This is a genomic window from Streptomyces rimosus, assembly GCF_008704655.1.
Classification (GTDB): Bacteria; Actinomycetota; Actinomycetes; order Streptomycetales; family Streptomycetaceae; genus Streptomyces; species Streptomyces rimosus.
Map to the genome: position 1 here is coordinate 8,521,989 of NZ_CP023688.1, position 26,478 is coordinate 8,548,466.

Consider the following 26,478-nt stretch of genomic DNA (forward strand, 5'->3'; position numbering starts at 1 on the left):
GAGGACACCGTACGACTGCCTTCGTGAGTCCGTTGGACGCGGCGTGGCCGCGAGCGGCAGGCCCGCACCGACCGGCGTTGGCGCGGAGCCGTGTCAGTGGCTGGCCCTAGATTCGTCGTATGAGTTCTTCCCTGAGCGTCCACCTGCTCGACGTGACCGCTACGCGTGCCCTGGTCGGATCCGGCGACAACCAGCTGCTGGAGGTGATACGCGCCGAGTTCGGCGACGACCTGGCGCGTGACGACGACTATCACAGCGACGCGATCGAACAGGGCGCCCCCACTTCGGACGAGGCCCTGCACGCGGTCATCCACGGTGGGCCCTTCAGCGAGAACCGGGACCATGCTTTCCAGTACGGCTACGCCTACAAGCGGCTGTGCTCGCTCACCGGCGCGTTCCTGCCCAACGACTGTTTCACACCGCACAAGGGCGACTGGCTGTCGGTCGTCGACCAGGGGCTGAAAGCCCTGGGCATCACCGCCGTATCCGTGGAAGCCTTCAGCCACGGCGCCCCGCCCGCTCCACTGCCCTACTCCTACACCCCGGGCTGTGGGGAGTGGACGCCCGATCACATAGCCCAGGCGCTGGAGCAGTTCGAAACCACCAAGCGCGCGGTCGATGAATCGGGGCAGGCCCCGCCACTGGAGCCCGAGGTCGTGGACGCCGTCATGCAGTGCCTCGGCTGGATGCGGCACGCACAGGCCCGGCCCGGCTTCGGCATCATCGGCTTTCGTGCATAGTGGGTCGAATCGCCTACGAGCTTGAAGTCCTCGGCGGCGCTGACCAGAACCAACGATGCCGGACGCACCAGGCACCCCATGGAGATGAGGTCCGCCGAACTCGCCGCGCACGTACTGCACGCAGCATCCGCGCGGAGGGACTCCGGCTCGACCTGGCGTCCGGCGCGGCCCGGCGCCGTCATCGCCCTCAAGACACCCGGCGCCGTCATCACCCTCAAGACAGCCGAGGGTCAGTCGTCCACCGGCCTCCCTTTCCCCCAGAAATGCTCGAACGTACATTCTTTTATTGCTATATGCTCCCGCTGTCACCACGCGACCACTTCCGTCCCCGCCGTGACGCAGCACGGCGCCGGGGCATGGGGTGAGTCGGTCACGTCATCGAGCTGGGGGGCCAGTGAAGAGACCCACGAAGACCGCTTTGACGCTGGGCACGGCAGGAATCGCGCTGGTCGCCACCATGGCGCCCGCAGCCAACGCCGCCCCGGCGTCGCCGCACGCGCGTTACACCGAGGCCCAAATAGCCGGCATGACCCCGGAAAAGCAGGAGAAACTGCTCGCGCCCCTGCGCGCGATAGCCGACGCGGCCGACCGCGCCGGTTCGGGAAGCCAGGCGGACATTTACGCCGGGGTACGCATCGACGCTCCCCGGGAAACCGTCCACGTCTATCTGACCGACCTGTCCCGGGCCGCGAAGTTCATCAAAGCCGCATCGGCCCTGGACCGCCGGATCGATACCGGCAAAATCACCATCGTGAAGGCCGGCCACACCCGGCAGGAGATGCACGAAGTCCGTGACCGCCTGCTCGCCCAGGAAAAGGCCGGGAAACTGCCCTACAAAATCCACACGGTGGCGGTCGCGGCCGACGCGTCGACACTGGAAGTAGCGGTGGACAAGCCGGACGTTGCGGCCAAGACGTCGGCCGCCGCGCGACGGAACCCCGACGCGCGGAGCCTCGCCCCGGCGACCGACGTCCCGGTGGCCTTCAAGCAGGGACAGCGGATATCCCCCGCCGCCCGGACCTGGGCCGACGTGAGGTGGAAGGACGGCACGCCGTTCATCGCCGGTGACGTGCTCACCGACGGTTCGCAGTACTGCTCGGCCGGACTCCCGGCCGTACGCAAGAGCGACAACAAGCCGGTCATGGTGACCGCCGCCCACTGTTTCGCCAACGGCCTGAAGATATACACCGGATCGGGCACCACCCCCACCTTCGGCAAGTTCTACGACGGACTCAACGGCCAGCTCGGCAATTACGTCGGCACGGTCAACGGCGTATCGACGAACTGGGACGCCGAACAGCTCATCGGCACCGACAACAACGCCGACGTGAGCGAGACGACCGGCTATAAGCCCGTCACCGGTGTCGCCTACTCGCACAACGGTGATTTCGTCTGCCAGAACGGCGCCGCGTCCTTCTTCATGAAGCAGGAAACCGTCTGCGGCATCAAGGTCGTCAATGACGACATCACCTACACCCTGGACACCGGCTGGAAGGTCCGCGGCGTCGAAGGAACCCGGCTGCCCGGCAACCCCTGGACCGTGGCGCACGGCGACAGCGGCTCGATGGTCTACACGTCAAACGGCTCCGCACGCCAGGCACGCGGCATCGTCTCGGCACTGGCAAGCCCGTACCAGACCAACGCCGGCAGCTACATGTACTGGACCGAGGCGACGGACATCTTCAACCACTTCGGCCTGAAGCTCAACCCGAAGACGTAATCGCGGACCGGAAGGTCGGCAGTATCCCGTACGGCCGTGAGAGCGACCCATGACCCACGGCCGTACGGGCCCGCCCCAGCCCGGCTCAGTCCTCGACGCGCTGGGTCACCGGCGCATCCGTACGGTCGCCGGGGAATTCGTACCAGCGGCGATGCAGGCAGACGAAGCGCACATCGGCGCAGACCAGGCGCATGAAGCCGGAGACGGTCTCGGCCAGCCGTTCCTGGGCTCCGGGGTGGGCGAGGCGGCCGTCGTCGGTGAAGCCCTCGTGCGCGCGGGGGAGGCTGAACATGTCGGGGTAGACCCGTGTCCCCAGATGCTCCAGCGGCACCCGTAACGCCCACAGGCCACGGTTGCCGCCGATCATCGAGGGCGAGGACGACAGCAGCAGCGCGTGCTTGGTCTTGAACGGCTGTGGTCGCACCCGTGACACCCAGTCGATGGCGTTCTTCAGTGGTCCCGGGACCGACGCGTTGTATTCGGGGGAGGAGATGACGAACGCGTGGCACTGCCCGATCCGCTCGGACAGGGCCAGTGCCCCCGGAGGCAGCCCTTCCGCGTCCTCCACGTCACCGTCGTACAGGGGCATGGCGAAATCGCGCATCCTGGCCAGGTCGACCTCGGCACCGCTGTCCGCGACCAGGCCCGCCGCCAGGGAGGCCAGCCGCGCGTTGGTGGAGCCGGTGCGCAGGGCCGCACCGAAGACCAGGACCCGAATGGCAGCCGGTGCGAGGTCTGCGTCCATCGTGTGGTCCCTTCCGTCGGGCGGGGGTTACGTCAGCCAGTCTGGCCCGGCCGGCTCCGCCCGATAAGCGCCGAGCAGGCCGAAGGACATCGCCCCGATCGTCGACGGCGACCTCGTCGCATCACGTCCAGTACCGCACGATCAGCACGGTGGCGGCGGTCAGCCCGATGACCACCACGCACGCGCGCAGGACCGTGGGCGGCATCCGCCGGGCGAGGCGGGCGCCGATCTGGCCGCCGAGGAGGGACCCGGCCGTCAGGAGCAGGGCCGGCAGCCAGGCGATCGGCGCGATCAGGATGAAGAGGAGAGCGGCGACGGCGTTGATCACGCCGATGCAGATGTTCTTGATGCCGTTGAGGCTCTGGATGTCCTCGTCGAGGAGCAGACCGAAGAGGGCGAGCAGGACGACGCCGGCCGCGGCGCCGAAGTAGCCCCCGTACACGCCCGCGCCGAAGATGCCCGCCCACAGGAAGGGCCCGCCTTCGGCGGCGACGGCCCGCCACTTTCCCCGGTCGCCGTGATGGGCCTCGCCCCCGTCGCGGTCCACCGTCCGTGCGGACCGGGCGAGTCTCTTCTTGAGCCAGGGCTGGGCCATGACCATCAGGCTGGCGACCAGTACCAGGGCCGGGACGATGGCGTTGAACGCGGCGGCAGGCAGGACGACGAGTCCCAGCGCGCCGACGACGGCCCCCAGGAGGGACACGGCGCCGAACAGCGTGATCCGGTGGCGCCGGCCCTTGAATTCGTGGCGGTAGCCGTAGGCTCCGCTGAAGTTGCCGGCCACCAGGCCCACCGTGTTCGACATGTTCGCCAGGACGGGCGGGAGACCGCTGGCGATCAGCACGGGAAAGGTCAGCAGGGTGCCGGAACCGACGATGGTGTTGATGATTCCGGCGAGAACGCCGCTGGTCAGCACCAGGGTCACGGTCAGTGCGCTGACCGTCATCAGGCCGCCGTGCCGAGGAAGCGACGGAAGCGCCGGGCGACCTCGTACGGTGTGACGGTGGGCCGGCCCAGATCCGTGCGGGAGCCCGGACTGATCCGCGCGTGGATCAGGTGTGGTCCCGGGGAGGCCAGCGCACGGGAAAACGCTTCGGCGAAGCCCCGCAGGTCGTCGCTGACGGCGGCGTGCCGGTAGCCGCAGGCGAGGGCGACGCGGGCGAAGCCGACGCCGGCGGAGACGGTGGCCTGGCCGCCGGTGGAGTCGTGGACCTCGTTGTCGATCACCACGTGGACGAGGTTATCGGGTCGGGCGGCGCCGACGGTGGCCATGGCGCCGAGTTTCATCAGCGCCGCCCCGTCGCCGTCCAGGACGACGACGGGCCGCGGTGTGTTCAGCGCGGCGCCCAGGCCCAGCGCGCCGGCGCACCCCATGGAGCCGACCAGGTAGAAGTGCTGTTCGCGGTCGGCCAGGGTGAACAGTTCGCGTCCGCACTTGCCGGTACCGGCGATGACCGCCGCCTCGGGCGGAACGGTGGCGAGTACGGATTCCAGCACGTTCGCGCGGGTCGGACGCCGGGCACCGCGGGTGTGGTCCGCCGGTGCGGCCCCGTCGCCATGGCGTGCGGGCGGGGGCTGGTCGAGTGGTCCGTCCGCGGCCACCGTGCCCTTCTCCATGATCAGCGCGGTGGGCAGTTCGGTGGCGGCCATGAGCTTTCCGGCTTCCTCCAGCGAGCCTTCGATCTCCTCCGGCCGGTCGGGGAAGGGACGGTGGGAGATGCCGATCACGGTCAGCAGGTCGTGCGTGACGCGGCCCATCACCTCGTGCTGGGGTTCGTCCTTGACGCCGGGCCGGCCGCGCCACGTGCACACGAGCAGCAGCGGGATGCGGAACGGGTGGCACAAGGAGGTCAGCGGGTTGACCATGTTGCCGAGCCCCGAGTTCTGGCACATCACCACCGGCTGCCGCCCCGCCAGCCAGGCGCCGGCGGCGAGTCCGACGGCTTCGCCCTCGCTGGTGGCGCCCAGATAGCGCAGCTCGCGGCGGCTGATCGCACCGTTGATCAGCGGGGTGAGGAAGGAGCACGGGACTCCGGTGTAGAAGTCGAGCCCGCGGCGCTGGGCCGCGTCGAGGAACTGCCCGGCCCGGATCACGAGGCGTCCCTCCTGGAGGCGGGGGCAGGGTCGGCCGGCAGATACCGGCGGGACGCGTCGTCGAGTTCGCCGTAGTCCAGGAAGTCGAAGACCTCCTGCACCGGGACCAGGTCCTGCTCGACGTCGCTGACCCGCCGCTTCTTGAAGACCTCCTCGCTGACCTCGCGCATGGCGCGCATCGAGGCGCGCATGTTCTGGTTGGCCCAGATCAGCGTCGAGATGCCGGCCCGCTCGAAGGTGTCGACGCCGACCGACCGGTGGTAGGTGGTGGGCGTGATGACCAGCGGGGACCTGCGTCCCCATTCCCTGGCGAAGGCCAGTACCTCCTTGCCGTCCTTGCGCTTGGAGTGGATGAAGACGGCGTCCGCCCCGGCCTGCCGGTACGCCTCCGCCCGGCCGAGCGCCTCGGCGAGCGAGAAGCCGGACACCAGCGCCTCGACCCGGGCGATGACACAGAAGTCGTCGTCGGTCTGGCTGTCCTTGCACGCGGCGATCTTCCCGCGGAACTCGTCGGTGTCCGCCAGCGGCTGGCGGTCGCCGATGAACGAGTTGGTCTTCGGGAACAGCTTGTCCTCGATGCAGACCCCCGCCACACCCAGCCGGCACAGCTGCCGTACGAAGCGCCGGGCGTTGTTGAAGTTGCCGTACCCGGTGTCCCCGTCGACCATGATCGGGATGCGGGTGGCATCGGCCATGTAGGCGACGGTGTCGAGCACTTCGCCCGCGCTGACCTCGTTGCTGTCCCGTACGCCGAGCGCGGTGGAGATGGAGAAGCCGGAGGCCCAGATCCCCGGGAACCCGACGTCCTCCACGATGCGGGCGGACAGGCCGTTGTGCGCTTCCATCAGGAAGCCGAGGCTCCGTGAACGCAGGAGTTCGCGCATCATGGTGGTCTTGGCGGTGGTGGGCGTGTGGTGGTTGTGGTGCATGAGGTCCTCCCGTTGGATGCTGCCTCCGGTGTCGCCCACGGGCCGGAGCACCTGCGGACGCCTGCGTTCTCGGTGATGTCAGGGGTGGTGTCAGGCGGTCGTGGTGGGCTCGTAACCCCAGCCCGCGCGGTCCCGCCGGGCGCGGCGCAGGGTCTGCGGCCGCCGGACGGTCTGGGTCAGCTCCAGGTGTTCGAGATAGCCGTAGCCCTCCCCGTTGCCGAGTTTGATCAGCGCGCCGGTGCCGCTGAATCCGTGGGGCACGCACGGTCCGACCCACAGGCTGTCGTCGGGGGCGAGCTGCTGCTCGTGTACGGTGCCGTGCTCGTCGGCCCACCAGGCGATCGGGGCCCCGTGGGTCGCGAGATAGTGGCCGGCCCCGTGGTCGAACAGGTCGAGCGCGCGGGTGTCGGCACGGTCCACGGAGAGGTAGAGCCCCACGATGTCGGGCAGTTGGGGCGCGCCGGCCATGGAAGCGGCGCGGTAGGCGCCGAATTCCCGGATGGAGGCGACACCGTCCTCGACCGAGCACCACGTCTTGCCGATCTCGTCGTGCACCGGCTCGGCAGGCAGCAGCAGCCGGTGGTCGACGCCGAGCACGGGACCGATGCGCCGCAGGTCGGCCAGGCCGAGCGCGTCGCCGTCACCGGACAGGCAGGCCGCGATCTTCTGTTTCGGGATGCCGGTGGCGGTGGCCAGCGAGGCGGCGGTGTGCGCCCTGCGGCGCAGGGCGATGGCGAGCACGGCGGCCTGCCCGTCGGCGGACCAGTCCTCGACGAACCGGTCGTAGGAGGCGTCGGTCCACTCGTTGGCCCGAGAAAGCAGCGCGTGCAGGTTCGACTTGCAGGTGTAGGAGATGATCCGGGCGGGTTCCTGGCCTGCCAGCGAGTAACTGTGCGGCCGGTAGGAGGGTTCGAGGTAGGAGTCGCCGATGATCCAGGCGTGTTCGGGGGCCCGATTGGCTTTCAGCACGGCCCACGTCAGATCGTTGATCTCCTCGCCCCAGCGGCCGTGAATATCGCCGGGCCCGATGTTCACGGTGATGGCCGGTTCCAGATGGCCGTTGTTGAGCTTCGGCAGCCGCCCTTCGGGACACAGAATGTCCAGGATTACGGGAGCGATGTACCCCGAGGGAGCCGGCAGCGAATAGTAGTTGTAGAAATGAAAGCCGTCGCGCTGCACCGCGCGCCGGGTCGCAGCCGTGTCGGCGCGGCTCTGGAAAAGGGCGGCGGGCTGCCGCGCCCGTCCCACGGCGAGTTCTTCGACGGGGACATCCAAAGAATCGGCCAGCTTGCGGACCTCGGCCCCGGAGAGTTCCAGGCTCTCTTCCACGGTGTCCGGGCGCAGGTCGAGTGCGATGCCGGTACGGTCCCGCACGTGTTCCGGGGTGAGTTTGCGGGCGTTGAGCCAGTGCATGAGCTTGTACGGATCGATGGTGGGCGGATTCGGCACGATGGCCTCCGGGTTCCTGTTTCCCTTTTTTCTGGGTCCTGGTTGCTGTCACCGGTCGCTGTTTTCTGATCAGCTGGTACTCTCCGCGCGCAGCAAGGCGGTGAGCTGGTCACGGCTCATGTGCCGGGGGTTGTTGTCGAAGCGGTTGTACGTCACCACGTCGTCGGCGAGCACGCGTACGTCGATGTGGTCGAGCCCGCGCAAGGCGGGAAGTCCGAGCCGTCTCAGGAGTACGTCCAGGCGTTGGTGCGCCTCGGCCGGGTCCCGCGCGTCGAGCCGCTGGCACACGGAACGCAGCACACGCGTCACGTGCTCCGGGCCCCGGGGATCACGGCAGTCCTGCGCCGTGACGACGGCGTTGAACCGCAGGACGGCACCGAGGGTGAGAGCGCAGGCATGGCCGTGCGGGACGCCGTGGCGCAGGGTCATCGGATACGAGACGGCGTGCGGGACGGTGGTCCGGGTGCCGGCGATGGCCAGCCCGGCGAAGACGCTCGCGCAGCTCAGTACGGTGCGCGCCGCCTCGTCGCCTGGATCCGCCAGTACGGCCTCCAGCCCCTCGACGGCCAAACGGACGGCGGGCAAACTGAAGCGCAGCGATTCGGCGTCGGCAGCGACCGACCAACTGGACTCCACCGCCTGGGCCAGCGCGTCCAGGCCGCAACTGCGCCACACCCCGTCTGGCGCGCTCATCGTCAGCAGCGGGTCGACGATCGCGAGGTCGGGAAAGAGCGCCGCCTGGTCCAGCGCCCGTTTGCGCTGCTCACGCTCGTCCCACACGGTCGCCGTACGGGTGACCTCCGCACCGCTGCCCGCCGTCGTCGGTACGGCGACCAGCCCGGTACCGCGCGGCCCGCCGCGACCAGCGGCGTCGGAGCCCGATTTCTGGTCAACCGCCTCGGCCACGGACCGCTCACCGGCCGCCAGCAGGGCCACGGCCTTGCCGGTGTCCAGTACGCTGCCGCCGCCGATCGCCACCACACCGTCGACCCGGTGCTGCCGCGCGATATTGAGTACGTGCTGCATGCTCTCCGGCGTCGGATTGGCGCGCGGATTCTCCACCACCACCGCCGTCCCCAGACGTCGGCAGGCCGCGACCACCGCCGCCAGCCAGGGCTTGACGGCCGCCTCCCGGCCGGTGAGCACCATGGGCCGGTGGAAGCCGCGTACTCCCAGCCGATGCCGGATCACCGTATCCAGCGTGTGGGCGGCGCCGCGGCCGAAAACCACCTGCGTCGGCACGTAGCGGGGCACGGGAAGAGCCACGGAGTGGTCTGCGGACTCCAGCAGCTGCCGGACGTCCGCTTCCCGGTGGGGCAGTTCGGTGATCGCCACGATGCTCCTCTCGCCGCCAGCGCCCGCTAGGCCAGGCGGCCGAAGAGCGGCGGCCGTCCGGTCAGCAGGACGCGCCGGATCTCCTCGGCGACGCGCAGCCGCTGGCTGCGCTCCGAGGCGTCCGACAGGAACGCCCGGTGCGCGGTGACCACCGTGTGGGGCGAGGTGAGGATTTCCTTGTTCACCGGGTGGTCGCAGGGGTTCTCCGGGGTGAACACGTCCGAGCCGTAACCGCCCAGCCGCCCGTCCCGCAGGCGCTCCAGCACCGCTTCGGGCTGTACCAGTCCGCCCCGCGCGGTGTTGACCAGCAGGGCACCGCGCCGCAGGGGCCGCAGCGACATGTCGTTGATCATGTGCCGTGTGCTGTCGTCCAACGGGGCGTGCAGCACGACGGCGTCCGCGTCGAAGAACAGCTCGGCCAGCGAGGGCCGTCCCTGGACCCCGTAGCCGCGCATCAGGTCGTCGTGTACGTAGGGGTCGTAGGCCAGCACCCGCCGGTAGAGCGGCTGGAGTTTACGGCTGGTGGCCCGGCCGATGCGCCCGAAGCCGACGATGCCGACGCTGAGGTCACCGGTACGCCGGGGGACGCCACCGGCGTGGATGCTCCACCGTCCCTCCTTGACCAGACCGTCCTGGGCGATCAGCTTGCGTTCCAGCGCCAGCAGCATGGCCACGGTGTGGCTGCTGACCTCGTCGACGCAGTAGTCGGGCACGTGGAAACCGAGGATGCCGTGGCGTTCCAGCAGACCGGCGTTGAGATTGTCGGTACCGACGCCCTGGCGGGCGACGACCCGGCAGCCGGGTTTCAGCAGATCGACGACCTCTTGGGTGATCTGCGCGCGGTAGATGGCGACCGCGTCGGCGCCGCGCAGGGCACCCAGGAACGCGTCGCCGGAGACATCGAAGGCACCGTCCCGGTACGGACCGAACCGCATCTGGATGTCCGTGCCGTACACCTCGCGTTCGACGTCGGCGCGATCGCAGTCCACGGCACCATCGGGGCCGATCACCCAAGCGGGGTCGGTATAGAGGACGACAGGCATGACGGCATCACCTCACTGAGCGTTGGCGCGAAGACGGATGTCTCCGGTGATGCGGCGGCGCCGGTTACAGCACCAGGGTCTTGAGGCGGGTCATCTCCCGCATGGCGTAGCGCACGCCCTCGCGCCCGTGGCCGCTGTCCTTGACCCCGCCGAAGGGGATGTTGGGCGACTCGAACTGCGGGCCGCCGTTGACGATGACGGCGCCGACCTGCAACTCACGGGCGGCCCGCATCGCGTCGTCGATCCGCTGGGTGAACACCCCGGCCTGGAGGCCGACCCGGCCGGCATTCAGGTAGTCGACCGCGTCGGCAAGGTCCTTGACCCGCACCAGCGGGGCGCAGGGCCCGAAGGTCTCCTCGCACACCAGCGGTGCGCCGCGGTCGACGTGATCCAGCACCGTCGGCCAGAACTGCGCCCCACGGCGCCGCCCCCCGGCCAGCACCCGCGCACCGCCGTCCACTGCTTCCGCCACCCGCCGCTCCACCCGTATGGCCGCCGGCTCGTCGATCAGCGTGCCGATGTCGGTGCCGGGGTCGCGGGGGTCGCCCACCACCAGCCGCTCGGTCGCCTCTACCAGCATGTCGGCGAACTCGTCCGCGACCTGTTCCTGCACCAGGATCCGCTTCACCCCGCGGCACGACTGCCCCGCCGTCGCGTACGCCCCCGCAGCGGCGGCGCTGACCGCCGCGGACAGATCGGCATCATCGGCCACGATCAAGGCCCCGCTGTCCCCCAACTCGAAGGCGCTGCGGATCATGCCGATACGGCGGGCGATCCGCTGCCCGACCGCGGCGCTGCCCGTGAACGTCACCATGTCGACGTACTCACAGCTCACCAGCGCCTCGCCGACCTCCAGCGGGTCCCCGGTGACCAGCGCGATCATCCCGGGCGGCAGCCCGCTGTCCAGCAGCGCCCGGACGAACAGCCCGGCGGTCAGCGGCGCCTTCTCCGACGGCTTGACGATCACACTGTTGCCTGCCGCCACGGCGGGCACCACTTTGGTGACGACCTGATTGAGCGGACGGTTGAACGGAGTGATCGCGCAAATCAGCCCGAGCGGTTCGGGCAGCGTCACGGCAAGTCTGCGGGCCGTGTAATCCGTGACATCCGTCGCGATACTCTCGCCGGTCAGCCGCTTCGCCTCCTCGCCACCGAAACGCAGTTGCGCGACCGCGCGCCGCACCTCGCTCACGGCGTCCTTGTGGGTATTTCCGGTCTCCTCGACAATCGACCGGACGAAAACCTCGGCAGAATTCTGGATCTCATCCGCGGTACGCAGAAGAACGGCACCGCGCTCATGGGCCGGCGCCTCACACCGAAACCTGCCGGCGGCCCGCGCGGCAGTCACCGCCTGACCCGCCCCGGCCCGCGCCATGTGCCCTACCGTCTCCCCGGTGTACGGGTTGAGCACATCGGCCACCCGATCAACCGACGACCAGCGCCCTTCGCTGAAAATCGCATTCATGGCAGCGCTCATCGCCTTCCGTTGCAGGATGTTTCCCGTGCACACTTCGCCACGTCACTTGAATTCAGGGTATGCGTAAGCTGGCGTTCAACGTCAAGTAAAGTTTGTTTTGAGGGTGGAGGGTGTGTGGCTGGTTGAGGGTTGCCGGGGGTGGCGGGCGGTAGGTTTATATGTCTTCATTTCGGCGGGGAGTCGGAATTAATTGCGGAGATGCGCATCGGCAGTTGCTGAAATGCTCTCTCGCCTCAATGGCAACAGGTGGGATCGTGCCTTGGGTTGTTTTTGCGGGATGGCTGATCCGGTTGAGGGAGCCGGGGGAGGGGTCACTCGTTCGCGTGAGGCTGGGGTGGGGGAGACCCGGGTCGATCCTCAGGTGGCCGAACGCCGCTTCCGGCCGGGAACGGCGCTGCGGCGCCGGCAGGGGCAGGCCCCAGATGTCGGGAAAACCGGACCCCGTATCCGGACCACTCGGCAGGCCGGGCCTGGACTACTCCTGAAGCTCGAAGAACGTCACGGAGGTGCTGGGGCCGGGGGACTGGACGAAGAGCCGGGCGGGAAGGGGCGACCATGTGCTCATACCCCTCCCTGCCGTTCTCGGGAGAACCCGGTGCCGATACCCCAACTGCAACCCCGTGGTCGGGCCGGCTATGGGATGCCACCGATCGCGCCAGCGAATCACCAGTTCAGGCCCTGTTCGGCGACTCGGCGAGTGAGGCCGGGATGCGAGCGGCGGGCACGGAACTCCAGCCCCCACGCCCGCATTCGGTGGGATGCGGCACACAGGGTTCTGTCGCAACAGCTGGAGCGCGGGAGCCACGGTGGGCGATGGGCCCAATGTTTTAGCGTCGTCGATGGTTCTTTCCTTGCCTTCTCTCTTCCGCATTCACCGGCCGACCACGGCGCAGCGGCATTCCCATCCGAATGCTCCGGCCTCTACTTCACGTCGCGTTCATATCAGCTGTCGTTACGTGGCTTCTCGGGTGCTCGCATGGAAGACTGGCAAGTCGAAGCACCGAATGCGGGATGTGAGGCGTCCATGGCCGACGCTGCGGGGGACGAGCGGCACTTGTGGTTCACGGTGCTGGGGCCGGTCGCGATCTGGCGCGGGGGGCGGCAGCTCGATGCCGGTTCGCCGCGGCAGCGGTCGCTGCTCGCCGTTCTGTTGGTGCAGGGCGGGCGTGGCATATCGGCGCCGGAGTTGATCCGTGCTCTGTGGGGTAAGGACCCGCCGCCGGATGCGAGGGCCGTCCTGCACACGTATGTATGCCGGCTGCGCGCGGTCTTGGGGCCGGACGCCGACATGCTGGTGAGCGAGTCCGACGGCTATGCGTTGCACGTCGGTGAGGGCGGGCTCGATCTGCAACGTGCCGAACGGTTTGTGGCCGAGGCCGAGCAGGCCCGTCGTGCAGGCGACCCAGCCCGCGCCCGCGAACTGCTGGCCCGGGCCATGGAGCTGGGGACCGGTGACCCGCCGGAGGGCGTGCCGGGCCCGAACGGTGCGGCCTGGCGCGTCCGCCTGGAAGAGCACCGCCTGAGTCTGGTGGAAACCCGCCTCGCCCTGGACTTGGAGGCCGGGCGGCACGCGGAGGTGGTGGCGGAGCTGACGGCGCTGACCGCCGCACATCCGCTGCGCGAGCGACTGAAGGAACTTCTGATGCTCGCGCTGTACCGCGGCGGCCGGCGGACCGAGGCGCTGGCCGCCTACGCCGACACCCGGCGCCTGCTCGCCCAGGAACGGGGCGTCGCTCCCTCACCCGGTCTCACCGAACTGCATCGGCGTATCCTGCGGGCCGATCCCCGCCTGCCCGCTCCCGAAGGGGGGCGCCCGCGCTATGCGGGTGAGGGCGCGGCACAGGTCCGCCCGGCTCAGCTGCCCCCCGACACCCGGGACTTCACCGGGCGAGCGGCGCTGGTCGAGGAGCTGATCGCGTACCTCGGTCCGGGCAGGGGGCGCGGGGTGGCCCTGAGCGCGGTCGGGGGGATCGGTGGCGTCGGCAAGACCGCTTTGGCGGTGCATGTCGCGCACGCGGTCCGGCCGTTCTTCCCGGACGGGCAGCTGTACGTCGACCTCCGGGGCTGCGGACCGTGTCCGGTCGAGCCGGAGTCCGTACTGGGGACTTTCCTGCGGGCCCTGGGCGTATCGGACTGTGCCATCCCCGTGGGGGTGAGCGAGCGCGCCGCGCTCTACCGGTCCGTACTCGACGGCCGCCGCGTCCTGGCCTTGCTGGACAACGCCCGTGACGCCGCCCAGGTCCGTCCCCTGCTGCCCGGCACGGACGGCTGCGCCGCCCTGGTCACCAGCCGCAACCGGCTGGCCCACCCGGCGGGAACCCATGCGGTGGCCCTGGACGTCATGCGGCCCCAAGAAGCCCTCGCCCTGTTCACCCGCATCACCGGCGAAGGAGGCGAGGACGCCCGGAAGGTGGTGGCGGCGTGCGGCTGTCTGCCGCTGGCCATCCGGATCGCCGCCGCCCGCCTGCTGGCCCGCCGCACCTGGACCGTCGCCGACCTGGTACGCAAACTGGCCGACGAGCACCGTCGGCTGGACGAACTCCAGGCCGGCGACCTCGGCATCGCCGCCACCTTCGAGCTGGGATACGGGCAGCTCGCCGCCCGGCAGGCGCGCGCTTTCCGGCTGGTGGCCCTGCCGTGCGGGCCGGACATCTCGCTCGGCGCCGCCGCGGCCGTACTCGGCCTGCGCACCGAAGAGGCCGGAAAAACGCTGGAGTTCCTGGTGGACACCTCACTGCTGGAATCCCCCGCGCCGGACCGCTACCGCTACCACGACCTCCTACGCCTCTACGCCCGTGCCCGCGCCGAACGTGACGATCCCCCGGAGCAGCGCGAGGCGGCACGCTCACGGCTGCTGGACCACTACCTGGCCACGGCCGCCCGCGTCTACACGATGAACCGGCCCGGAGAACCCCTGGCGGACCACATCGAGCCCACCCAGTACCCGGGCCTGTCCTTCGATGACCGGGAAAGCGCGCTGGAATGGCTGTACACGGAGGCCGGAAACCTGCTGGCCTGCGCCCGCGCCTCGGCCCGCGGGCCCACGCTGCGGCGTGCGGCGGACCTCATGCTGGTGACCAAGGACCTGGCCGATTCGGGCACGGGCGCCCGGCAGTACGAGCAGACGATCGTGCACCTGCTGACGGCCGCGCGGGAAGCGCAGGACGCCCATGCCGAGGGGCGGCTGCGCCTGCTCATGATCCACTTCCACATCATGGCCGGCCGTCTCACAGAGGCGGATCGCGAGGCCCAGGCCGCCATGGCACTCCGGGGCCACTGCGCGGATCCCGTTCTCTCCTCCAACGCCCTCAACGAAAGCGGCATCATCGCGAGTCTGCAGGGCCGCCACGAAGACGCGGAATCCCTCCTGCAGCAGGCACTTGCCGCCTTCCGCAGTTACAGGAACCAGAACAGCGTGGCCAGCGCGCTGGCCAACCTCGCTCTCCTCTACGTGGACACCGGCCGTATCACCGAAGGCGTGAGCCTGGCCGAGCAGTGCCTGGCCCTCTACCAGAAAATCGGCGCGACGACGCGCCTGGCCGCCGGACACTACTCACTCGGCGTGGTGCTGACACAGGCCGCGCGCCCGGAGGACGCTTTACAGCAATTCGAACAAGCCGTCGTCATCTTCCAGGACAGCAGGCAGTGCCTGTGGGAGGCGATGACGTACTGGCGGATGGCGGAAGCCCATCTCGCCGCGGACCGGCCGGCGCAGGCCGCGGGACGGGCCGAAGAGGCCCTCGCCATCCTGCAGGGCCCCAGTGGCCAATGGGCCCGCGCCAACGCCCTCACCACCCTCGGACACGCCCTCCGGCGAACCGGGCACGCGGACCGCGCCCGCGTCTGCTGGCACAAAGCCCTGGAGACGTACGAGACGCTGGGCTCCCCGGAGGCCGCCGCCGTACGGAGGCTGCTGCCCGCGGACAGGCCGGCGCCGGTTGGAGACGCGGACGCGTAGATCCGCGTGCCCATGAATCCGCCGGAACGTGCGGACTGGATACGAGCCGCAGAACCCCGACGCGGCCCGGGAGGCCCTGGCCTCCGCACCGGTGCCTGCCCGGCGTCCTGTGCGGCGTCGAGCACGATGGGAAATCGGCGCGGCGGTTTTCCGCCCCCACCACCCTGCGCTCACCGGAACCGCCGCACCAACCCCCACTGCGACTGCTGCCGCGCCTTCGCCTCGTTCGCGTACTCGTCCACGTACTCCTGGCCGGAGAGCTGCAGGATCTCGTACATGATCTCGTCGGTGACGGCGCGCAGCGCGGCGTGTTCGCCGTCCAGGCCGGCGAAGCGGCTGAATTCCAGGGGCTTGCCGAAGCGGATGGTGATGCGCATGGCGCGGGGCAGGCGGCGGCCGGTGGGCTGGGCCTCGAATGTACCGATCATCGCGCAGGGGATCACCGGCACCTGGGCCTTCATCGCCAGCGCGGCCACTCCCGTACGGCCCTTGTAGAGCCGCCCGTCGTGCGACCGCGTCCCCTCCGGGTAGATCCCCAGGACCCGCCCCTTGCGCAGCACCGCCAGCCCGGACCGCAACGCCGCCTGGGCCGCCTTGCCGCCGGAGCGGTCCACGGGGATCTGTCCGATGCCACGGAAGAACGCCGCGGTCAGCCGTCCGCGCAGCCCGGGCCCCGTAAAGTATTCGGACTTCGCCAGAAACGTGACCCGCCTCGGCACGATCACCGGCATCACGAAGTGGTCCGAGAACGACAGATGGTTGCCCGCAATGATCGCCGGGCCCTGCAAGGGCACATGTTCCAGCCCCTCCACCCGCGGTCGGAAGATCAGCCGCAGTAACGGCCCCAGGATCACGTACTTGAGCACCTGATAGAACACAGGGCCTCTCCTCACTCTCCGGAACCGGCTCAACGGCGCTGTTTACGCAGGTCAGACGAGGTGCAGGAGGACGTAGTGTAGATGCAGGGGGGAGGGTTCGTAACCACTCGTGGGGATACCGGTGGGGCGTGGCGCCGGAAGGTGGTGGTGGATGGCCGGGAGGACGCTCGGGCGTGCGCCCTCCCGGCCGTCACAGGTTCCGGCCGTAATCAATCACCGGCTGTCACAGGTTCCGGCCGTAACCAATCACCGGTCGTCACCGGTGCCCGCCATAATCGATCACCACCTGTCACCAGCCCCCGGACATCAGGCCGAAGGAATCTCCGCCCGAACGGTCCGCGCGGCGGCGACCAGGTTTTCCAGCGAAGCGCGGGTCTCGGGCCAGGCGCGGGTCTTCAGGCCGCAGTCCGGGTTGACCCACAGGCGCTCGGCCGGGATCGCGTCGAGGCCCTTGCGCAGGAGGCTCGCCGCCTCCTCGGCACTCGGCACGCGGGGCGAGTGGATGTCGTACACCCCGGGGCCGGCCTCGCGCGGGTAGCCGTGTGCGGCCAGTTCGCGGGCGACCTGCATGTGAGAGCGGGCCGCCTCCAGGCTGACGACGTCGGCGTCGAGATCGTCGATGGCCTGGACGATGTCGCCGAACTCGGCGTAGCACATGTGCGTATGGATCTGGGTACGGTCCCGCACGCCGCTCGTGGTGAGGCGGAACGCCTCGGTGGCCCAGGCGAGGTAGGCGGCGTGACCTGCGGCGCGCAGCGGCAGCGTCTCGCGCAGGGCGGGCTCGTCCACCTGGATGACCGAGGTGCCCGCCGCTTCGAGATCGGCGACCTCGTCGCGCAGGGCCAGCGCCACCTGGCGGGCGGTGTCGCCGAGCGGCTGGTCGTCGCGTACGAAGGACCAGGCGAGCATGGTGACCGGGCCGGTCAGCATTCCCTTGACGGGCCGGTCGGTGCAGGACTGGGCGTACGTCGTCCAGCGCACCGTCATCGGCTCGGGCCGCGAGATGTCACCGGCCAGGACCGGCGGACGCACATACCGCGTGCCGTACGACTGGACCCAGCCGTGCTGCGTGGCGAGGTAGCCGGTCAGCTGCTCCGCGAAGTACTGCACCATGTCGTTGCGTTCGGGCTCGCCGTGCACCAGGACGTCGATGCCCGCCTTCTCCTGGAAGGCGATGACCTCGCGGATCTCGTTCCTGATGCGCTCCTCGTAGCCGGCGGTATCGATGCGTCCGGCCCGCAGGTCGGCGCGGGCGGCGCGCAGTTCGCCGGTCTGCGGGAAGGAGCCGATGGTGGTGGTCGGCAGCAGGGGCAGGCCCAGGTGGGCCCGCTGGGCGGCGGCGCGCTTCGCGTACGGTGCCGAGCGGCGGCCGTCCGCGTCGGTGACGGCGGCGGAGCGGGCGCGTACGGCGGGGTCGTGGGTGATCGCGGAACCGGCGCGGGACGCCAGGTCCGCGCGGTTGGCGGCCAGTTCGGCTGCGATCGTGTGGGTGCCCTGCGCCAGGCCGCGGGCGAGCGTGGCGATCTCGGCAGTCTTCTGCCTGGCGAACGCGAGCCAGCGCAGGATCTGCGGGTCGATGTCGCGCTCGACGGCGGCGTCGAGCGGCACGTGCAGCAGGGAGCAGGAGGCGGCCACGTCGACCCGGTCGGCCAGCCCCAGCAGGGTGCCGAGCGTGGCCAGCGACTTCTCGTAGTCGTTGATCCAGATGTTGCGGCCGTTGACGACACCGGCGACCAGGCGCTTGCCGGGCAGGCCGCCCGCGGCGGCGAGCGCGTCCAGGTTGCCGGCGGCGGCCTCGGTGAAGTCCAGCGCCAGACCGTCGACGGGAGCCTTGGCCAGGACCGGCAGGGCCTCACCGAGCTGGTCGAAGTACGAGGCGACCAGCAGCTTCGGACGGTCGGTGAGGGCGCCGAGGTCGCGGTAGGCGCGCTCGGCGGCGTTCAGCTCGGCCGGGGTGCGGTCCTGGACGAGGGCGGGCTCGTCCAGCTGCACCCACTCGGCCCCGGCCGCGCGCAGATCGCCCAGGACCTCGGCGTACACCGGCAGCAGCCGATCGAGCAGGGTCAGCGGTTCGAAGTCGGCGGCGACTCCGGGGGCGGGCTTGGCCAGCAGGAGGTAGGTGACCGGGCCGACGAGCACCGGACGCGGTGTGTGCCCGGGGGCGAGCGCTTCTTTCAGCTCGCCGACCTGCTTGGCGGAGTCCGCGGCGAAGACCGTGTCGGGCCCCAGTTCGGGCACCAGGTAGTGGTAATTGGTGTCGAACCACTTCGTCATCTCCAGCGGCGCCACGTCCTGCGTGCCGCGCGCCATCGCGAAGTAGCCGTCCAGGGCGTCGGCCTCGACGGCGGCGCGGTGCCGGTCCGGGACAGCACCGACCATGACGCTGGTGTCCAGGACGTGGTCGTAGTACGAGAAGTCACCGGTCGGCACCTCGTGCACACCGGCGTCCACCAGCTGCCGCCAGTTCGCACGGCGCAGGCCCCGCGCGGTCTCCATCAGGGCGTCCGCGGTGACGCGGCCCTTCCAGTAGCCCTCGATGGCCTTCTTCAGTTCCCGGTGCTGACCCTGGCGGGGGTAGCCGTACACGGTGGCCCGTGCTGCCGCGGCTGCGGGCTTCGCTGTCACGGAACTCTCCTTCGCGGAAGTGTTCTTGAGTACGTCCCGGAAACGGGACGAGAACGCGAAGGAACGACGCGTCGGACGAGCCGCGAAGCGTGCGCCGACGCTTCTGCCCGCCTGACATGTACGGTTCCGGACCATGTCCGGAACGCTCCCAACCCGCCCTCGAGGTCTCCGGGAAGACCGCGCACGCATGGACGCGCGCGGGCAACGGGCAGGTCTTCGGACTCGCGGGCACGCCTGCCGGGCTCTCCCGGCGGGCACCTACTGGCCGTCGCTTCCCGGATCCGCGGCCCGGATCCAGTGCGTATGACGGCGGTCGTTCCCGCTCACCGCTGCGGGGCAGTCCCGGATTCCCACCGGGTTCCCTCTTACGACGCGTCTGCCTGGCGGGCAGGGCGAACCAGCTGCACCGGACACAGTAGATCGAGCGGGGCCCGAGCGGACAGCCCTGTTCATATGGCGGGACGGGCTATGAGACGGGGGAACGTCGAAGCCGTACGGACCCGGTGGGGACCGGGTCCGTACGGCTTCGGCTTTGGCGCTGGGGAACCGGGTCCGCACGGCCTCGGTTTCGGTTTTGGCGCTATGTGGCGGAGGGCTCAGCCGGCAGGCGGCTGCGACGTGGCGGAGGAGAACCGGCCGGACGCGAGCTTCCATTCGCGGTGCAGGGTGCCCAGCGGAATGCGTTTCTGGAAGAGCGGAGTGCCGAAGATCGTCAGCTGGGCCTGGAGTGAGCCGCTCAGATCCAGCCCTCCGAAAGCCTTCCAGTCGGCCGTGACCGAACCCTTTCCGTCGGAGGAACCGATGGCCGCGGCACTGGCCTCGCCGCGCAGATACGGAGCGAGATCGGCGCTCACACCGACCGCACCGTACAGGCCGACGCTCGCCTCGGTACCGAGCGTGGCCTTCGCCTGGCCCGACGCCGTCACAGCCGCCTGTACCGGGGTGGAGTGCATGCCGGATTCGCTGACGGGCTTCCAGCCCCCGGCCCAGGAGTAGCTGCCGCCGACCCGGAAGTCGCCCTTGAGGTCCTGCTTGATGTCGACGCTGACCCGGCCGTCCGCCTCGACCGCGAGGTAGCACGTGAGGTCAAGATTGACGACGACCGGGACCGGGCCGACCTGGATGACCGGATCGGCGTGGAGCTTGGCGAACGGCACCCGCATCGGCTTGCCGCTCGCGGTGGAGGCGGCGGCCTGGCCCTTGAAGCGCCACTGGGAGGACCAGTCACCGGACAGCCCGATGAACGCGCCTCCGGGTGCCGTGTGGTTGGCGGGTGCGGGGGAGGGCGTGGCGTGCCCGCGGCTGCCGTCGTAAGTGAACTCCACCTTGGGCGACAGCTGCACGAAGCCGGCGACCGAGGCCGCGGCGCTCGCCGGGGCGTCCTCCGCGGTGGCGACCGAAGCGCCGACGTCCAGGCGCAGACTGCCGAGGGGCAGCGAGGCGCCGTGCGGCCCGAAGCGGCGCTCGCCGTTCTTCGCCCAGGAAACCTTCACCCCCTTGACCAGCGGCTCGACCGAGACGGCAGCCGGATCGACGGGCACCTTCCCGTCGGCCTTGCCCTTGCCCAGCAGCGCGTCGAGCGTGGCCGGCGCGGTGTTGACCTCGGTGCCCTTCGCCGTCGTGCCCCGTACGGCGGTGACCTTGGCCAGGACACCGCTGGGGGCGCCGGGAGCGGGCGCGCTCGCGATGACGTCGCCGACGGCCACGGCCGAGTTCTTCGCGGGAGCGGAGGCGGAGGGAGTGGGGGAGGGGGCGGTGGATGCGGAGCCCGAGGGGGAGGGGCTCGGGAGGTGCTTCGCCGGGCTGACGACGACCGCGCGGCCGCTGCGGCGGTCGTACGAGGCGACCCGTACCGCGGACTTGTACTGCGGGCGTCCGTCACCGGACGGGCGGGCCACGGCCGCCGCACCGGCAGGGCCGGACGACGAGGGAGCCGCACCGACGGCCAGCCGCTGTCCGCCGCTGCCGCCCTTGCCGGCAGTGACGTCGGCGGCGTCATGGCCCTCGGCGGCCTGGGCGGCGGTCGCCCCGGCGCCGGGTTCGACGGACTCGCCGGTGCCGGCGTCGGTACCGGCGCCACTGCCCGACGAACAGCCGGAGGCCAGCAGGGAGATGACGGTCAGGGCAGGTATGAGCGCCTGCTTGGTGATCGTACGCAAGGTGAGCCCTAGAGAATGTGGGGTGGGGCACGCCGTGGCGAAGTCGCCTCCGAAAACGGCGCCTCACAACAATGGGACGGTTGCGAAGAAGTGCGGATGTGCGGAATGGGAGCTGGGTGATCATGCCATGACCGGTGCTCCGGGGCTAATTCGGGCTGTACGCCGGGGCATTGATATGGACCAATGGTGATTTCGCAGTGAACTATCTCGGGGCTGCGGGGTATTCGGCGAGGGGGCCCGGTCCGCTGAACGGTTGAGGGGTCAACGGAATTGGTGTGGGGATTGTGGGGGTGTTCTTGGTGGGGTGATGCGGGGAGGGGCGCGGGGGAGTGGTGTGGGGGCGCGCTTCGGGGGACCGTGCTTCGAGTGGCTGCGCTTCGAGAGGCGGGGCTTCGAGCGGCGGGGCGTATCGCTTGCGGTGCGAGGCGCGACGGGCCCATCCGTACGGTACGAACCTCAGGGGGCGCGCCGAAGGGGCGCCGCTCGACCCGAGTTGCCCGATTGGCGGGCTCCGGGTGGGGCCCGTCTATCTGAGCTGGTGCCCACGCAGCCCGTCGCGGTGAGAGCCCCCGATCCCTGCGCGACCTCCCTGCCTCCCTGTGCCACCCGGCTTCCGGGCCGAACGCTGCGGCCCATCGCCCCGAACTCCTTTGTGCCCATATCACACACCTGCACGCTCACCATGCGCGACAGGGTTGTTTCTCCGGTTTTCCGGCGGAGCCGCCACCGCTTCCGGCACATTCGGTGCATGAACGGTTACGAGGACAGGGTGCCCGGCTACCTCACCTTCCGGGTGGCCCCGCAGGACGGGCCCATCGCCGCCCTGGCGGACCTGGAGGCGTGGCAGGCGCGCGAGCGCTACCCGGAACTTCTGGGGGTGGGGCTGGCGGAGTTCTTCCACGCGAAGGAGCGCGATACCGGCGGCTGGGAACTGTCCGAGTACGGCGCCAGCGAACCGCAGGGCGCCAGGGACTCCCTGGGGTCGCACTTCCGCCTGCGGGCCAAACAGGCCGACGAATCCGGTGACGCGGCGGCGCAGAAGGTGTGGATGGCGGCGGCGTTGCGCATGGACCGGGAGGTCGTTGACGAGATCTGTGTCCGTGGTGAGCGATTCCGTATCGTACGGGCGTCGAAATTCATCCGCATGGGCCGCAGCGGACCCGAACCGCCCCGCCCCTCCGACCCCGACCCCGCGGAGGTCGGCGAGGCGCTGCGCGTGCCGTCCCGCACCAAGGGATTCGTTGTTGATCCTTACGTCAGTACCGGCCTGTCCGACGGCCTTCTGAAACTCGATCTCGTTCACTTCGTCGGGGGTTCTCCCAATACGCCCGCGGAGGTACGCATCGACGCCCTGCGCGCCGCCGAGAAATACCCGGGCGGTGTGCTGCTGCCGGCAGTGTTCATGACCTCGGAACGGGTGGACGGGCAGTGGAGGGCGCAGAATCCGGGGGCTTCGGATTCCACTCCGCAAGGCGCCAGGGACGGGCTGGCCGCATGGCTCCGGGTGATGGCGCCGTTCAATATGAGGCTGTCGGAAGAGGAGCGGGCGGAGTACGCGCGAGCGGCCGATGCGCTGGACGAGAAGCGGAGCAACGGTCTGAGCGTCGATGGGCGCCGGTTCCGTATTACGCGGGTGGAGCGGCTGGTCAGGATCGGCCCCAGCGGCCCGGAGGGCCCGCGGCCCAGCGATTTCGACCCCCAGCCTCCCGTGGAGGTCCACACCCAGCAGTTGAAGGATCAGGGGCTGTGGAAAGAAGAGGACGAGCCGCTCGAACTCGATGAACGCACGCTGGAGTTCAAGGCATTGTGGGAGCAGGAAGAGGCCCGCCGGGCAGCGGCCAAGGAGCGCAAGGCGAATAAGAAGCGCACCTGAACGCAGTAAGCCGCTGTTGTGCCCGGCGAATCACTGTTGAGCTCGGCTCCGCCCCGACGGAGCCGAGCTCAACTGCATCCACACGCACACTCCCGCCACCACCGCCCCACCTTGCACGGCCCGGGCGGACGAAATCCGGTCGCGGCCGGTGCCGGGCGCTGCTAGCTTGCGGCCGTGGATCTCTTCTCACGTTCTTGGACAGCGCTGCGCACCGCGGTCGCCGAGCTTTCGGACGAGGACTTCGCGCGGCCGTCGGGCTGCGCCGGCTGGCTCGTACGGGACCTGGTGTGCCATCTGATCATCGACGCCCAGGACGTCCTGATCACCCTCGTCACCCCCGCCGACACGGAACCGACCCGCGACGCGGTGACCTACTGGGAGGTCGCCGAAACGCCGCCGACCGGTGACGACCCGCTCGACGCGCTGATCGTCCGCCTGGCCGCCGCGTACGAGGACCCGGGGCTGCTCAAGTTCCACCTGGACGACCTGGGCTCTGCTGCCGGCCGCGCCGCCGAACTCGCGGACCCCACGGTCAGGGTCGGTACCCGAGACGTCGTACTCACCACGGGTGACTACCTTTCCGCGTACGTACTGGAATGGACGCTGCACCACCTCGACCTGATCGCACACCTCCCGAACGCTGCGGAACCGCCCACAGAGGGCCTGGCCCGAACGCGGGAAATGCTGGAAAAGATCGCCGGTACCACATTCCCCTCGTCGTTCTCCGACAAGGACGCACTGCTGATCGGCACCGGACGACGCACGCCGACCGAGACCGAGAAGGCCGAACTGGGCGAGCTGGCCGCGAAACTGCCGTTCGTCATCGGGTGACCGGGCTCTCATAGGCTCCTGCCTCCGGCCGGGCCGTGAGCGGGGCGACAGCACCGGAACCGGGACCCGAGAGCGCCGGACCGGCCCTCGACGCTCCAACTAATCAAGCTTGACTAGTGACGCCTCGGCGCGTACCTTCTTCTTCGCACAGTCATGCCTGATGGGTGTGCGACCGAGGACCTGAGGAGAAGTTCGCGTGACCTTTCTGCCTGACACCGGGTACGTGCCGACCGATGAGGACCGTACGAGCCTGGATGCCTGGTTCGCGGAGTACGACGCGCAGAGCGCGAAGCGGAATGTCGAGCGTATGGCGGACATGGCGGTGTTTCCGCTGAACCTCGTGAGCGACGATGCGGCCGGCAACGGGCGCTCGGCGCAGTGGGACCGCGAACAATTCGTCGCGACGATGACGCAGGTGATGGGTGAGGGGAACGAGGACATCACCTTCGAGTCCACCCGGACGCCCGTATTCCTCTCGGCCTCGATGGCCGTGGTCTTCACGGACTCGACCATGACGCACGCGGGGGAGGCCACGCAGTTGCGGTATGCCGACATCCTGATCCGCCGGGACGGGAAGTGGGCTTTCCAGACCATGATTCAGGGTGGATGGGGCGACAACTTGTAAGTCCGGACGCCCCTGACCACCCTGAATGGCTGGGTGTCACTGCTATCGGGGCGGCTCCCCGGAGCGGTCCAGAAGGGTACGGAGGATCTGGTCGGCTGCCGTCCACAGGACGGCGCCGCCGGTCCCGGGCACGATATGCCGTACGGCTCCGGGAATACGCGCCGCCAGGCCAGCTCCTTGGTCGGGCGAGTGGCTGCTGTCTTCCGCGCCGTACCACACGTCCACCGGAATTCCGATCGCGGCGAGGTCGAGCCCCCACCGCCCCATCGCCAGGACGGCGTCCCGGGCGTAACCGTCGGCCGCCCCCTGGGCGAAACCCTCCTCCAGCGCCTTCCGGTACGCACCGGCGAACGGCTCCCGCTCATAGACGGCCAGGTCGCAGGCGGGGCTGTTGCCCATCACCATGTCCCACATCGTCCGCGGGGTGAATCCGGCGAAGAAATCCGCGGCTTCTTCCGGCGCTCGTACGCAAAGGTCCGCCAACTGCTGCAATTCACGCGGCAGTACGTCACTGAAGCGTGGCTCGGCGATTTCGTCGGCCGCGGAGACGAGCGCGAGGGCATCGACCGTACGGGCGGCCGCGCAGGCCAGGGCGAACGGCGCGCCCTGCGAATTGCCGACCATGGCGGGTGGCCGGTCGAGGCCCTTGCGCTCGATGAGTATGCGGGTGTCTTCGGCGAAATCCTGGAGTGTGCGCCCCGGGGCCGGAGTGGAGGCACCCAGTCCGGGCCGGTCCAGCGAGATCAGCCGGACTCCGAGGTCGTGCACGGCCTCCGCCCCGAAGCCGAGATGACGGCTGGTGGCCGCGCCGGGCGAGAAGAGGACGGGCATGCCGTTGGCTGGGCCCCACTCGGCCCAGCCCAGGATCCTGCCGTCGGGCAGCTGTTCCGCGCCGGTACGAACGGGTGGTGCGACGAGAGATTGTGGCGTCTTCACGCCCGTAATCATGCCTGCCGCGCTTTCGCTGGCCTGCGCACTTGCTTGCGTGCGCCGGCCTGGCGGGAGAACCGGGGCGTGGTCAGGCTGTTCGGAGCCCGTGGTCGCAGAGGATTGTCAGACCCCTCGGCTAGGGTTCGGGCATGGTGAACTACGTACTTGCCGCAGGAGCATGGCTCGGAGCGTGGGCGTGGGATGAAGTGGTCCCGCTGCTGCGCACGGCGGGCCACGGCGCGTATCCGCTGACACTGTCGGGCCTCGCGGACAAGCGGGGCGTACCGGCCGGTCAGCAGACGCATGTGGAGGACATCGTCGGTGAGGTTGACCGACTCGGCCTCGACGACGTCGTTCTGGTCGGACACAGCTACTCGGGCATTCCGGTCGGTCAGGCCGCCGAGCGGATCGGCGAGCGGCTGAGGCACGTCATATTCGTCGACTCCGACGTGCCGGTCGACGGCGAGTCGTTCGTCTCCCGCTGGCCGGACTTCCGGCCCGCGGTGGAGGCGTCGATGGCCGAGAACGAGGGCTTCTGGGCCCCGCCGCCCCCGGCCGAATTTGCCGGTCACGGGCTTACGGACGAGCAGATCGAGCGCATAGTGGGCAGCGTGACGCCGCATCCGGGCGCCACCTTGACCGAACCCGCCGAACTGGCCGGCCCTCTCGCCGAGCTTCCGGCGACATACATCAAGTGCGTGCTGGACGGACCCGAGCTGATTCCGGTCGAGGCCGAGATTCTGAGCAGCGAGAAGTGGCGGCTGGTCGAACTGGAGACGGGACACTGGCCGATGCTCTCCGCGCCGGATGAGCTGGCACGAATACTTCTGGATGCCGCCGAGCGGTAGGCGCTTGGCGAGCGGGAGAGCCCGGGGCGCGGGGCAGTGTAAGGGGCCGGTGTGCTGGAGGAGCGGAATTCATTGCGTTACGAGGAGGGTTGAGCCGGGCCATCGCGGCCTCCGTAGAACTGGGTGCCCACCGTGCACGGGAGCCGACCGCGGCACCACGCGCCATCTCCGCGCTCTCTCCTGTGTGCTCCCCCCGCGGTCCAGCTGGAGGTCAGTGAA

The 26,478-nt window shown here is 69.7% G+C and carries 19 protein-coding genes and 1 riboswitch; of the genes, 7 read left to right on the top strand and 12 right to left on the bottom strand.

Going from position 1 to position 26,478, the window contains the following annotated elements:
* Window positions 1-119: 119 nt before the first annotated feature.
* Window positions 120-740: a DUF7691 family protein gene (locus CP984_RS37375; protein WP_003983097.1), complete on the top strand. Its 621-nt coding sequence runs from the start codon at window positions 120-122 to the stop codon at window positions 738-740.
* A 394-nt stretch (window positions 741-1,134) separates the two neighbouring features.
* Window positions 1,135-2,460: a S1 family peptidase gene (locus tag CP984_RS37380; protein WP_226048744.1), complete on the top strand. Its 1,326-nt coding sequence runs from the start codon at window positions 1,135-1,137 to the stop codon at window positions 2,458-2,460.
* An 85-nt stretch (window positions 2,461-2,545) separates the two neighbouring features.
* On the opposite strand, the gene CP984_RS37385 is transcribed toward CP984_RS37380, so the two are convergent.
* The 8 genes from CP984_RS37385 to CP984_RS37420 all read right to left on the bottom strand — a co-directional run bounded on the left by CP984_RS37385 (window position 2,546) and on the right by CP984_RS37420 (window position 11,532).
* The gene (locus CP984_RS37385) at window positions 2,546-3,205 is read right to left on the bottom strand and encodes an NADPH-dependent FMN reductase (protein ID WP_003983095.1); all 660 of its coding nucleotides are present in this window, start codon (window positions 3,203-3,205) and stop codon (window positions 2,546-2,548) included.
* 121 nt (window positions 3,206-3,326) lie between these two features.
* On the bottom strand, window positions 3,327-4,151 hold the full coding sequence (locus CP984_RS37390) for a sulfite exporter TauE/SafE family protein (protein ID WP_003983094.1): 825 nt from the start codon (window positions 4,149-4,151) through the stop codon (window positions 3,327-3,329).
* Window positions 4,151-5,299, bottom strand: a complete 1,149-nt coding sequence (aepY, locus tag CP984_RS37395) for a phosphonopyruvate decarboxylase (RefSeq protein ID WP_003983093.1) — start codon at window positions 5,297-5,299, stop codon at window positions 4,151-4,153. Before aepY ends, CP984_RS37390 begins: the two co-directional genes overlap by 1 nt.
* Window positions 5,296-6,267 carry a phosphoenolpyruvate mutase gene (gene aepX, locus CP984_RS37400; protein ID WP_003983092.1) on the bottom strand — a complete coding sequence of 324 codons (972 nt, stop codon included), beginning with the start codon at window positions 6,265-6,267 and terminating at the stop codon, window positions 5,296-5,298. The genes aepY and aepX overlap by 4 nt, the downstream gene beginning before the upstream one ends.
* Before the next feature lie 51 nt (window positions 6,268-6,318).
* A complete protein-coding gene (locus tag CP984_RS37405; protein WP_003983091.1) occupies window positions 6,319-7,677 on the bottom strand; it encodes a cupin domain-containing protein in 1,359 nt (452 codons plus the stop codon).
* Window positions 7,678-7,746: 69 nt separating this feature from the next.
* Window positions 7,747-9,012, bottom strand: coding sequence for a phosphonoacetaldehyde reductase (locus tag CP984_RS37410; protein ID WP_003983090.1), 1,266 nt, complete (start codon window positions 9,010-9,012; stop codon window positions 7,747-7,749).
* A 26-nt stretch (window positions 9,013-9,038) separates the two neighbouring features.
* On the bottom strand, window positions 9,039-10,055 hold the full coding sequence (locus CP984_RS37415) for a C-terminal binding protein (RefSeq protein ID WP_003983089.1): 1,017 nt from the start codon (window positions 10,053-10,055) through the stop codon (window positions 9,039-9,041).
* A 64-nt stretch (window positions 10,056-10,119) separates the two neighbouring features.
* A complete protein-coding gene (locus tag CP984_RS37420; RefSeq protein WP_030177667.1) occupies window positions 10,120-11,532 on the bottom strand; it encodes an aldehyde dehydrogenase family protein in 1,413 nt (470 codons plus the stop codon).
* Between the two features lie 1,024 nt (window positions 11,533-12,556).
* Here CP984_RS37420 and CP984_RS37425 point away from each other — a divergent pair.
* Window positions 12,557-15,490, top strand: a complete 2,934-nt coding sequence (locus tag CP984_RS37425) for an AfsR/SARP family transcriptional regulator (RefSeq protein ID WP_003983087.1) — start codon at window positions 12,557-12,559, stop codon at window positions 15,488-15,490.
* A gap of 170 nt (window positions 15,491-15,660) precedes the next feature.
* On the opposite strand, the gene CP984_RS37430 is transcribed toward CP984_RS37425, so the two are convergent.
* From CP984_RS37430 to CP984_RS37440, 3 genes are all read right to left on the bottom strand, one after another.
* A complete protein-coding gene (locus tag CP984_RS37430) occupies window positions 15,661-16,368 on the bottom strand; it encodes a lysophospholipid acyltransferase family protein (RefSeq protein WP_003983086.1) in 708 nt (235 codons plus the stop codon).
* 306 nt (window positions 16,369-16,674) lie between these two features.
* Window positions 16,675-18,993: a 5-methyltetrahydropteroyltriglutamate--homocysteine S-methyltransferase gene (gene metE, locus CP984_RS37435; protein ID WP_003983085.1), complete on the bottom strand. Its 2,319-nt coding sequence runs from the start codon at window positions 18,991-18,993 to the stop codon at window positions 16,675-16,677.
* A 190-nt stretch (window positions 18,994-19,183) separates the two neighbouring features.
* Window positions 19,184-19,410, bottom strand: a riboswitch (cobalamin riboswitch).
* A 179-nt stretch (window positions 19,411-19,589) separates the two neighbouring features.
* Entirely contained in the window at window positions 19,590-21,152 is a 1,563-nt protein-coding gene (locus CP984_RS37440) for a hypothetical protein (protein ID WP_003983084.1), read from the bottom strand.
* 748 nt (window positions 21,153-21,900) lie between these two features.
* Here CP984_RS37440 and CP984_RS37445 point away from each other — a divergent pair.
* The 3 genes from CP984_RS37445 (at window position 21,901) to CP984_RS37455 (ending at window position 24,481) form a co-directional block, all read left to right on the top strand.
* Entirely contained in the window at window positions 21,901-23,025 is a 1,125-nt protein-coding gene (locus CP984_RS37445) for a DUF5954 family protein (RefSeq protein ID WP_003983083.1), read from the top strand.
* A 174-nt stretch (window positions 23,026-23,199) separates the two neighbouring features.
* Window positions 23,200-23,856 (top strand): maleylpyruvate isomerase N-terminal domain-containing protein, encoded by a 657-nt coding sequence (locus CP984_RS37450; RefSeq protein WP_003983082.1) that lies wholly within the window; start codon window positions 23,200-23,202, stop codon window positions 23,854-23,856.
* Between the two features lie 196 nt (window positions 23,857-24,052).
* Window positions 24,053-24,481 carry a DUF4440 domain-containing protein gene (locus tag CP984_RS37455; RefSeq protein ID WP_003983081.1) on the top strand — a complete coding sequence of 143 codons (429 nt, stop codon included), beginning with the start codon at window positions 24,053-24,055 and terminating at the stop codon, window positions 24,479-24,481.
* 42 nt (window positions 24,482-24,523) lie between these two features.
* Here the strand turns inward: CP984_RS37455 and CP984_RS37460 are convergent, their stop codons facing one another.
* On the bottom strand, window positions 24,524-25,312 hold the full coding sequence (locus CP984_RS37460; RefSeq protein ID WP_003983080.1) for an alpha/beta fold hydrolase: 789 nt from the start codon (window positions 25,310-25,312) through the stop codon (window positions 24,524-24,526).
* A gap of 248 nt (window positions 25,313-25,560) precedes the next feature.
* Here CP984_RS37460 and CP984_RS37465 point away from each other — a divergent pair, with 248 nt between their 5' ends.
* A complete protein-coding gene (locus CP984_RS37465; protein ID WP_030177664.1) occupies window positions 25,561-26,259 on the top strand; it encodes an alpha/beta fold hydrolase in 699 nt (232 codons plus the stop codon).
* Window positions 26,260-26,478 lie beyond the last annotated feature (219 nt).